Consider the following 9808-nt stretch of genomic DNA (forward strand, 5'->3'; position numbering starts at 1 on the left):
ATGGACTCCTTTTGGGTCATCGTCCTCTTTATTCTCTTTGCCATTTTTTCTGACCGCAAAGACAAGAAAAAGCCTGTTCCCAAACGCCGTGTACCGGATTTTCCTCAGCGTCCATTGCCGGACATTCCGCAGCCTAATCGGGAACGCAGGAAAATCGAAATCCCGGAACTGCGGGGGGCGCCGTCCCTGCCGGATATTCAGACAACCGCAGAAGTGGAAACACAGGATGCGATTTGGGCACAGCAGGAACGTTATCAGGAAATGCTGCGCAAAAAGAAAAAACAGCAGCGGGAGCAGACTGAGAACCGCGCAGAAAAGCAGCTGGCTGAACAAACGCCAGCTCCGCAAAACACGGTAACATTAAATAATCTGCAACAGGCCGTTATCTGGGCAGAAATACTCGGCAAACCAAAAGCAAGAAGATAGTAGTTGTTGGCAGTTAGGTTTACAGTCTGCTATACAGGACGCCCGTGGGGCTGGTAATATTTTTCCTTCGCCATAGACAGGCTTGTCAAAAGCTGCGGAAAAATATCACCAGCCCCGCGGGCTTTGTTCGTACATTACATCTATAGGAAAAGCCGCCCTGAGGACAGATAATATTTTTCCTCTGCTGAGACAAGCTTGTCAAACGCGCCGGAAAAACATCATCTGTCCTCAGGGCTTTTGTTCGATTTTGCTCGATGGAAAGAAAATATTAGAGCACGATAGCAACTTCAAAAGAGACGGTGAGGCTTCCCAAAGCGAAGCGTTAGCCACAGGACGTGAAGAAAATTATTTTTAGTCCTGAGGCGCAGCAGAGCGTGGGAAGTCTCACCGTCTCTTTTGGCTCGAATAAAATCCTCCCCAGCCCTTGCATTTTCACGCAATAAAGTTGATAATAGAGTATATGTGTCCGTTAATGGAGGGATTCGATGAGACGTATTTTCTTCTATATACATTTGCTGCTGTTGACGACTTTATGCCTGCTTATGCCCCTGTCTGCTGCTTCGGCTGAGGAAGGGGATTTTAGTGAGCGCGTAAACCGTATGGCGGAAATCACTGGCATCCGTGACAGTTTTGATGGGAATAAGACGCGTATTGTCATTGACGCCAGCAAGCCTGTCCAATATAAAAAGATGGTGCTGTCTAATCCGGACAGAGTGGTGGTGGATATAGAAAACGCCTGGCTTTCGCCTGAGGTGAATAAGCATATCAGCATAGAAAACCGCTTTGTCGGCGGTGTGAAAATCGCTCAGTTTGACCCGAAAACCGTCCGTGTGGTGGTGGAGAGCAAGGTGGGGGAAAACAATTACAAAGTCTTTGTTTTAAACGGTGGAACCATACCTGGCCGTGTAGTTATGGACTTTGGTAACCTAACGGATTCGTCTGGGGTGCAAATTGATATGTCCAAGACCGGTTCACAGACAGCTAAGCCGCAAACGGATAATGTCAAGCCAAAACCTGCGGAAACGCCTGTTGAAGAACCTGCTAAGCAGGAAGAACAGGAAACGACAGATAATGGCGATGTAGACGGAGAACTTTCTGGGATTACGGGCTTAAAAGGCCGCAAGATTGTTCTTGACCCCGGTCATGGTGGCAGTGATTCGGGAGCTATCGGCCCTACGGGGGTTATGGAAAAGAGTGTCACCCTGCGTGTGGCCAATGAGCTCAAACGTCTGCTGGTAAAAGAGGGCGCGGAAGTATATATGACCCGCAGTGCGGATATCGAGGTTTCCAAGAAACGGGCCAAGGCCACGGATATTGAAGAATTGCAGGCGCGCTGTGACGTGGCTAATGAAAAGAATGCCGATATCTTTGTTTCCATTCACATGGATTCCTTTACCAGCAGCGCAGCTCACGGGACTACCGGCTATTACTATTCTTTGGGTGATAAACGTTCCCGTCAGCTGGCTGACAAAATCCGTGTTGCCCTCATTGACCAGCTGGGCACGCAGAGCAGAGGAACGCAAAGCTGTAATTTCTATGTAGTAAAGCACACCGATATGCCTGCTACGCTCGTGGAAGTTGCCTTTATCTCCAACGAGAGCGAAGAAAAACTCATGGACAGCGAAGAGGGCATCCGCAAGGCCGCTCAGGGCATTGCTGACGGTATTGCGGATTACTTCGGCTGAACCCAACAATTACATTAAAACGATTACCCTTAAGATACGGAAAGAAAGGATTTTAGAATTACCAATGGAAGACCAGAAAAATGAATTGACTCAGGCTGAGACCCTTGCGCAGATGATGGAAGCGGATATGGAGGAGCGAAAGAAAGCTCTTTACCGCCATAAGATGCCGGAGCAGAACTCGCTTAAGGAAATGCTGAACACCATGACCAAAGCGGAGCTGGACGATATTCGCTATAATCTCAATATCAGCGGTGCAAGCTCCCTTAAAAAGGCAGAATTAGTAGAGAAGCTGGCGCCGGAAATCCTGAAGTTTGCCCGCATCTGGCTGCCGTCAATTCTGCTTGAGGAATACGAATGCTTCCAGCACTTTATTCTCGAGAAGGGCAAGAGTGCCAAACTTCGTGATGACGATGTGCGGCTGGATTATCTTCGCGGGCTGGGGCTGTTGTCTTGTGGAAAAGTAGGGGACAAACTGGTCTGGTATATGCCGAAGGAAATCCGTGATGAATTCAAGAAGCTGGATTCTCCTAATTTTGAAGCGCTCGCGACCATGAATACGGAAATCACCCGCCTGACGGCCGGCTACCTGTTCTACTGCGGTTATATGGATTATGAAACACTCTATACCAAAGTGGCTGGCCAGTTGGAAGCTGACCAGCGGGAAAACCTCTCGTTCAAGGATTTTGTGGGTGTCATGCTCAACGCTTCCTGCTGGACGAATACCATTGTGGCTCTGCCGCAGGGTGTGAAGTATTATACGCTGATTGATGAAAATGCTTTAGAGGACGAACAGCGTAAGCACAGCAATCTGGACTTTGCCGAATTTGGCTATCAGCAGCTTTTTGAAGCCGGGGCCGACAACCATATTGACGATACCAATGAATATAAAGAACTGGCGCAGTTCTTTATGAAGGAACATGGCTGTGATGTGCTCAAGGCTGCCGATATTGTGGGCGAAATCTTTATCCTGCTGCAGAATGGCGGCACGATGACGGAAGCGGCTGAATATCTGGAACAGTTGGGGATGATGGAGGACGAAGCCAAGATGAGGGCAGTAGTTCCTCTGCTCATAGCCTACAATAACGAAACCCATCTCTGGCCGCTCAAAGGTCATACGCCGAGCGAGCTGTTCGAGAAGAGTGGTATGGGACAGGTGATTCCCTTTGCTGAAGTGCGCCGCCAGAAGGCTGGGCGCAATGACCCTTGTCCCTGTGGCAGCGGCAAGAAGTATAAGAACTGTTGCCTCGCGAAGGATGAAAACTGATGAAACAGACCTTTGGTTACCAGGCAAAAGCACGACAATTCTTTGTGGTGCTTTTGCCCATCTTTATAACCCAGTTGTCGTTAATGGCAACAGGGTTTTTTAATACAGTAATGGCCGGACATATCAGCCAGCAGGATTTGGCTGGCGTGGCCGTGGGGGTTAACCTCTTTATGCCGTTTTTTGGCAGCTTCCTGGGGATTATTTCCGGGCTGACGCCGACCATATCCCAGCTTTATGGTGGCGGCAAACAGGAAAAAATCGGCTTTATCGTCAAGCAGGGCTTTTATTGGGCGTTGGCGTTAGGTGTGGGCTTTGTGTCCTTGGGCTGGCTTACGGTTCCCTATATTTTGCCGCTGTTGCATCTGGAGACGCGGGTGGAATACATCACGAGCCATTATCTGATGTTCCTGTCATTGGGGATTATTCCCATCTTTATTTCTTCGGTGCTGCGCAACTTTATTGATGCCCATGGCTATACGCGGCTTACGATGTGCGTGACCATGTGTACGGTGCCGACCAATATCACCCTCAATTACATCTTTATGTATGGGCTTTTGGGCATGCCGGCGTTTGGCGGCATCGGTGCGGGGATTGGTTCGGCGGTAACGTTGACGTTAAACCTTGTCCTGAATATTATCGTGGTCAGTCGCATGCACCCCTTCAAGGACTATCATGTGTTCCGTCATCTGCCGGGAATCCATCTGGCAGAGTGGAAAAAGCAGCTGGGGGTAGGGATTCCCATTGGCGCGACGATGTTCTGCGAGCAGAGTATCTTCGGTGCCGTGGGGCTGTTTATGACGGCTTATGGTACGGCGATTGTGGCGGCCCATCAGGCGGCTATGAACTTTACCACCATTGTCTATATGGTGCCACTGGCCGTAAGCATGACATTGACGATATTGGTCGGGTATGAAGTGGGCGCTAAGCGCCTGGCTGATGCTCAGCAGTACATCAGGCTCAGCCGTTATCTGACCTTTTTCAGCGTGGGAACGCTGGCGTTGTTTTTGACCCAGTTCCGTGATGAAATCGCCGCGCTCTATACCAGCAGTGCCGAAGTGCAGCCGATACTGTCCGTCTTTTTGATTTACGCAGTCTTTATGCAGTTTGCGGATAGCATCAATGCGCCGTTGCAGGGGGCGCTCAGAGGTTTTAAGGACGTTCATGTGACCTTTATGCTCGCGGTGCTCTCGTTTTGGATTATCGGTCTGCCCCTGGGTTGGGGATTGGCAAAGTATACCGATATGGGGCCGTATGGGTACTGGATAGGCCTGATTGCGGGCATTGTCATTGGTGCGGTATGTCTGGAAGTAAGACTCCGGCAGGTGCAGAAAAAATTTGCCCATTTATTGGGGTAAGGAATAGTTAGGAAGTCGTATATGATTATAACCATTGAAAATTTTACCAAAAGCTATGGAGAGAAAGTTCTCTTTGATGGCGTGAATTTCAGCATGGATGCCGGGGATAAGGTCGGGATTGTCGGTGTGAACGGCACGGGCAAGAGTACCTTTTTGAAGGCAGTGGCAGGACTCATTCCTGTGGATGCCGGCGAAATCACCACCATGCGCGGCCTGCGGATTGAGTATTTGGCGCAGGATAAGGTCTTTGAACCGGAAAATACGGTGCTCATGGAAGTGTTCCGCGGCATGTCGCCTTTGATGCAGGCTTTGCGGGGCTATGAACTGGCGATGGCGGCGGTGGAGAAAAATCCCCAGGACAAGGAAGCCCAGCAGGAAATCATGCGTCATACGGCGGTGATTGATGAACATGATGGCTGGCAGCTTGAAGGTGCGGCCAAGACCGTATTGACGAAGCTGGGCATCCGCGATTATACCGCCAAGGCGGGCACGCTCTCCGGCGGTGAGCAGAAGCGGCTGGCACTGGCAACGGCGTTGATTCAGCCCTGTGATTTACTGATTTTGGACGAGCCGACCAACCACCTGGACAGCGAGACCATCGGTTGGCTCGAAGAATATCTGCGCGCCTTTAAAGGTGCAATCCTCATGGTAACGCATGACCGCTATTTCCTTGATAATACGTCCACGAAGATTTTGGAACTCGACAAGGGCAGTGCCTATACCTATACGGGTAATTATTCGGAGTATCTGGAACAGAAGGCGGAGCGATTGGAACGTGAGCAGTCCACGGAGGCCAAGCGGCAGAATTTCCTGCGCAACGAGTTAAAGTGGCTGCGCCGTGGGGCACAGGCACGTTCCACCAAGCAGAAGGCGCGTATTCAGCGCTATGAGGAAGTCAAAGCGCAAAGCGTAAATATTGACAACAGTACCGTGGAAATCGGTTTGGCGGGCAGTCGTCTGGGGCGTACGGTCATTGAGCTCGACCATGTGCACTATGAAGTGGATGGGCGCACGATTGTCAAGGATTTTACCTATACGGTTCTGCGCAACGACCGTGTAGGCATTTTGGGATCCAATGGTACAGGTAAGACAACGCTCCTGAATATCATCGCGGGACAGCTTGCGCCGACTTCGGGTACGGTAACCATTGGGCAGACGGTCAAAATCGGGTACTTTGCCCAGCGGGCGGTGGATATGGACGAGCGTCTGCGGGCGATTGAGTATGTGAAAGAGGCCGCGCACTTTATCACACTCGCCGATGGCACGCGCATTTCGGCCTCGCAGCTCATGGAGCGTTTCTTGTTCCCAGGTGATTTGCAGTGGACACCGATTGGGCGGCTGTCCGGTGGTGAGAAGCGGCGGCTTTATCTTTTGCGGGTGTTGATGGAGGAACCCAATGTCCTGCTGCTTGACGAGCCGACCAACGATTTGGATATCGAAACGATGGCCGTGCTCGAAAGCTTTATTGACGATTTCAACGGGGCAATCATCTTCGTATCCCATGACCGGTTCTTCGTGGACCGGCTGGCGAATAAAGTCTTTGCCTATGAAGCAGACGGTAATCTGCGCATGTATGCGGGCGGCTATTCCTATTACAAGGAAAAGCTGGCCGAGGAAGAAGCGCTGGCGGCGCCTATGGCTGAATCTGTTGTGAAAAAGACGAAAGAGAAACTGGTCGCAGCAGAAAAACAGGAACAGACCAAACGGAAATTCACCTTCAAGGAGCAGAAGGAGTATGCGGAGATTGAAGGCATTATCGCCAGCAAGGAAGGGGAACTGAAGGTCGTGCAGCTGCAAATGGCGGAAAATGCTACCGACTTTGGCCGCTTAAATGAACTGGCCAAGGAAGAAGCGCGGCTGACGGCAGAAGTGGAACACCTTATGGAACGCTGGGAATATCTGGAAGAAATTGCCAGTCAAATGGATAGCTAACAGGAGAATGACTTGTCAAAGCGGCAGGTCATTTTTTCTTTACACTGTGACAGTAATTGTGTATAATCTAATGTATTAACACTTTACGACACTAAAGGAGTAAGAGCGATATGGAAAAACTCTTTGACATCTTCCTGCTGATGCTGGATGGTACGCAAATAACCTTGGAAATATTTTTCGTCACCCTGCTGCTTTCGTTGCCTTTGGGCATGATGGCGGCTTTGGGGCGGCTGTCCAGCTTGAAAATCATCAGCCGGATTGTCGAGTTTTATATCTGGATTATGCGCGGCACGCCGCTCATGCTGCAGCTGCTTTTTGTTTACTTTGCCCTGCCGATGATTGGCATACGGCTGCCGGATATCGCAGCGGCGCTTTTGGCCTTTACGTTGAACTATGCGGCTTACTTTGCCGAGATTTTCCGTGCTGGTATTCAGGCTGTGCCCAAGGGACAGTATGAAGCAGCCAAAACGCTCGGCATGAGTTATCCGCAGACCATGCGCCGCATTATCCTGCCGCAGGTTATCCGCATTGTTTTGCCGCCGGTCAGCAACGAGACCATCAACTTAGTCAAGGATACTTCGCTGGTGTATATTCTGGCCATGAACGACCTTTTGCGCGTGGCCCGTACGATTGTACAGCGGGAGTTTGATATGACCCCGTTCCTGTTTGCGGCAATCTTCTATCTGGCGATGACTTTTGTTCTGACCTGGGGCTTTAAGAAACTGGAGGCACATTATGGCAAATACTAATACAGGCGAAATCATGCTGAAAATGACGGACATTCATAAGGCTTATGATAATCTGGAAGTCCTCAAAGGCATTGATATTGAAGTGCGCCGCGGCGAAGTGCTGGCCATTATCGGCCCGTCCGGTTCCGGCAAAAGTACGCTTCTGCGCTGTATCAATAAACTCGAAACCATCGATAAGGGCAGTATTGCCATCAAGGATAGATTTTTGGTACAGACCAGAGACGGTGAGGCAGTTTACGCCAGCGGCAAGGAGGAACGGGAGATCCTGTCCTCTACGGGCATGGTCTTTCAGCAGTTCAATTTGTTCCCACATATGACGGTATTGGAAAACTTATTAGAAGCGCCGATGCAAGTGAAAGGCTTAAAACGTAGTGAAGTGGAGCCATATGCGCGGGAGCTTTTGGGCAAAGTCGGGCTTTCTGACCGGGCAGATTACTATCCATCACAGCTTTCCGGCGGTCAGCAGCAGCGTGTGGCCATCGCCAGAGCCTTGTGCATGAAGCCGGACATTATGCTGTTTGACGAGCCGACCTCGGCCCTTGACCCGGAGCTTACGGGAGAAGTCTTAAAGACCATGCGGGAACTGGCGGCCGAGCATATGACCATGGTTGTGGTGACACATGAAATGGCCTTTGCGCGGGAGGCGGCCAGTCAGGTAATCTTTATGGCAGATGGCAATATTGTAGAGCAGGGGGAACCGGAAACGTTCTTTGCAGCACCTAAGGAAGAACGCACAAAAAACTTCCTGCAAAATATGCTCTAACGATAAATATAAACAATGACAAATGAGCAGAAATGTAGTACAATTATAAAATGTGTGAAATGCCATGAAGACTATATTTTGTAGGTGATAAATGTGTCAAACCCCATGTTTGATGTGATACAGAGTGACTTAGATGAACTGAATGAGGGACTGATCGGGGCAGTTTCCTCACCAGTGGAATTGGTAAATGAGGTTGGAACTCATTTGGTTACCGCCGGAGGGAAAAGAATTCGCCCGGCGCTGTGTCTGTTGGCTGCCAGAGGCGGCAGCAGCTTTTCTTTGGAAAAAGTCCTGCCGTTGGCAGAGGCTTTGGAACTTATCCATACGGCTTCGCTGGTTCATGATGATGTAATTGATGAAGCAGATACCCGGCGGGGAGAGCCTACGGCTAATGCCAAATGGGATAATCAGATTGCCATTTTAAGTGGTGATTATATTTTTGCCCGTGCTTTTGCGCTTATCGCGGAAGGTGGCTATGGCGATTATGTGTCCAAGCGTTTGGCAGAACTCGTGGGCAATCTCAGTGTAGGTGAGATTATTCAGGACCATACCGTTTATCAGGCTGTTCGGGATTTGGATAATTATTACGAGCGCATTCAGAAAAAGACGGCGGATTTTTTGGAAATCTGTTGTGAACTGGGCGGTATCGTGGGCGGCCTGCCGGAAGAAGATACGAGAAAGCTGGCTGAGTATGGCCACTGCATTGGCATGGCTTTCCAGATTACTGATGATGTGCTTGATATCATGCAGACATCGGAGCAGATTGGTAAGCCGGTGGGCAATGATATACGGCAGGGGATTGTGACTTTGCCGGTTATTTATGCTTTGAATGTCAGCTCAGATGCAGAAGAATTGGCATCTATTGTTACGGATCCGGAAATGAGCAATGAAATGGTGCAACGGGCACTGACTATTGTTCGGGAAACCGATGGTGTGGAAATGGCCAAGTCTAAGGCAGACGAATATCTGGAACGGGCGCGTCAGGCGATTCCAGTGAATTTGCCGGCAGAAATCCGGGAGGCCTTTGTGCAAGTGGCAGATTTTATCGGCGATCGGGATTTTTAAGCGAAATTTTGAGAGGTGATTCACCATGTTTGGAATCGGTGTACCAGAACTTATCTTGATTTTGATTGTAGGGCTGGTCGTTTTTGGCCCTAGTAAATTACCGGAAATTGCGCGTTCTGTAGGTAAGGGCGTACGGGAGTTCAAAAAGGCGACGAATGCCTTCTCACAGGCGCTTAATGCGCCAATGGAAACGCCGGTGCAGCAGCAGAGCACTCAGCCTGCCGCACCACAGCCCGTGCAGACACAGACGGCTTCGCCAAGCCATCAGTCTATGGAAGTCAGTGCACAGCAGGCGGCGACTACGCCAAATATAACGCCGGAAGCTGGGCCAGCGCCTAAGCCGGCTTATGAAGCGCCTACCCAGGAGTCTGTGCGGCAGCAAATTGCGGAGCAGGCTGCGAAGAAGAACGCATAAATTTGGTGGTTTACATCGATGTTATAAGACGCCCGCGGGGCTGGTGATATTTTCCAGGAAAATATCACCAGCCCCGCGGGCTTATTGCATTGATTAAATTGCAGTTTGTCGGCAAGTTCGTGATAAAGGTATCCAGGTCATACGTTGTCAGGGG

At 50.1% G+C, this 9808-nt stretch carries 10 protein-coding genes; all 10 read left to right on the forward strand.

The window, feature by feature from the left end; genetic code table 11:
• The 10 genes from G598_RS18360 (at position 1) to G598_RS0100815 (ending at position 9654) form a co-directional block, all read left to right on the forward strand.
• On the forward strand, positions 1-426 hold the full coding sequence (locus G598_RS18360) for a hypothetical protein (protein WP_051179734.1): 426 nt from the start codon (positions 1-3) through the stop codon (positions 424-426).
• 82 nt (positions 427-508) lie between these two features.
• Positions 509-781, forward strand: a complete 273-nt coding sequence (locus tag G598_RS20000) for a hypothetical protein (protein WP_211221436.1) — start codon at positions 509-511, stop codon at positions 779-781.
• 130 nt (positions 782-911) lie between these two features.
• Positions 912-2111 carry an N-acetylmuramoyl-L-alanine amidase gene (locus tag G598_RS0100780; RefSeq protein ID WP_026765322.1) on the forward strand — a complete coding sequence of 400 codons (1200 nt, stop codon included), beginning with the start codon at positions 912-914 and terminating at the stop codon, positions 2109-2111.
• 64 nt (positions 2112-2175) lie between these two features.
• Complete coding sequence (locus tag G598_RS0100785; protein WP_026765323.1) at positions 2176-3375, forward strand: SEC-C metal-binding domain-containing protein; 1200 nt, start codon at positions 2176-2178, stop codon at positions 3373-3375.
• Positions 3375-4730 carry an MATE family efflux transporter gene (locus G598_RS0100790; RefSeq protein WP_026765324.1) on the forward strand — a complete coding sequence of 452 codons (1356 nt, stop codon included), beginning with the start codon at positions 3375-3377 and terminating at the stop codon, positions 4728-4730. Before G598_RS0100785 ends, G598_RS0100790 begins: the two co-directional genes overlap by 1 nt.
• A gap of 21 nt (positions 4731-4751) precedes the next feature.
• Positions 4752-6662 (forward strand): ABC-F family ATP-binding cassette domain-containing protein, encoded by a 1911-nt coding sequence (locus G598_RS0100795; protein ID WP_026765325.1) that lies wholly within the window; start codon positions 4752-4754, stop codon positions 6660-6662.
• Positions 6663-6772: 110 nt separating this feature from the next.
• Positions 6773-7411 (forward strand): amino acid ABC transporter permease, encoded by a 639-nt coding sequence (locus G598_RS0100800; protein ID WP_026765326.1) that lies wholly within the window; start codon positions 6773-6775, stop codon positions 7409-7411.
• A complete protein-coding gene (locus tag G598_RS0100805) occupies positions 7398-8174 on the forward strand; it encodes an amino acid ABC transporter ATP-binding protein (protein ID WP_026765327.1) in 777 nt (258 codons plus the stop codon). The genes G598_RS0100800 and G598_RS0100805 overlap by 14 nt, the downstream gene beginning before the upstream one ends.
• Positions 8175-8279: 105 nt before the next feature.
• Positions 8280-9239 (forward strand): polyprenyl synthetase family protein, encoded by a 960-nt coding sequence (locus tag G598_RS0100810; RefSeq protein WP_211221438.1) that lies wholly within the window; start codon positions 8280-8282, stop codon positions 9237-9239.
• A 25-nt stretch (positions 9240-9264) separates the two neighbouring features.
• A complete protein-coding gene (locus tag G598_RS0100815) occupies positions 9265-9654 on the forward strand; it encodes a Sec-independent protein translocase subunit TatA/TatB (protein WP_026765329.1) in 390 nt (129 codons plus the stop codon).
• The last annotated feature ends 154 nt before the right edge of the window (positions 9655-9808 follow it).

Source organism: Selenomonas ruminantium subsp. ruminantium ATCC 12561, assembly GCF_000424065.1.
GTDB classification, from domain to species: Bacteria; Bacillota; Negativicutes; order Selenomonadales; family Selenomonadaceae; genus Selenomonas_A; species Selenomonas_A ruminantium.

What these genes read in the sequence shown, in the direction of transcription:
- G598_RS18360 (WP_051179734.1), top strand. Translation starts at nt 1, where the DNA reads ATGGACTCCTTTTGGGTCATCGTCCTCTTTATTCTCTTTGCCATTTTT.
- G598_RS0100780 (WP_026765322.1), top strand. Translation starts at nt 912, where the DNA reads ATGAGACGTATTTTCTTCTATATACATTTGCTGCTGTTGACGACTTTA.
- G598_RS0100785 (WP_026765323.1), top strand. Translation starts at nt 2,176, where the DNA reads ATGGAAGACCAGAAAAATGAATTGACTCAGGCTGAGACCCTTGCGCAG.
- G598_RS0100790 (WP_026765324.1), top strand. Translation starts at nt 3,375, where the DNA reads ATGAAACAGACCTTTGGTTACCAGGCAAAAGCACGACAATTCTTTGTG.
- G598_RS0100795 (WP_026765325.1), top strand. Translation starts at nt 4,752, where the DNA reads ATGATTATAACCATTGAAAATTTTACCAAAAGCTATGGAGAGAAAGTT.
- G598_RS0100800 (WP_026765326.1), top strand. Translation starts at nt 6,773, where the DNA reads ATGGAAAAACTCTTTGACATCTTCCTGCTGATGCTGGATGGTACGCAA.
- G598_RS0100805 (WP_026765327.1), top strand. Translation starts at nt 7,398, where the DNA reads ATGGCAAATACTAATACAGGCGAAATCATGCTGAAAATGACGGACATT.
- G598_RS0100810 (WP_211221438.1), top strand. Translation starts at nt 8,280, where the DNA reads ATGTTTGATGTGATACAGAGTGACTTAGATGAACTGAATGAGGGACTG.
- G598_RS0100815 (WP_026765329.1), top strand. Translation starts at nt 9,265, where the DNA reads ATGTTTGGAATCGGTGTACCAGAACTTATCTTGATTTTGATTGTAGGG.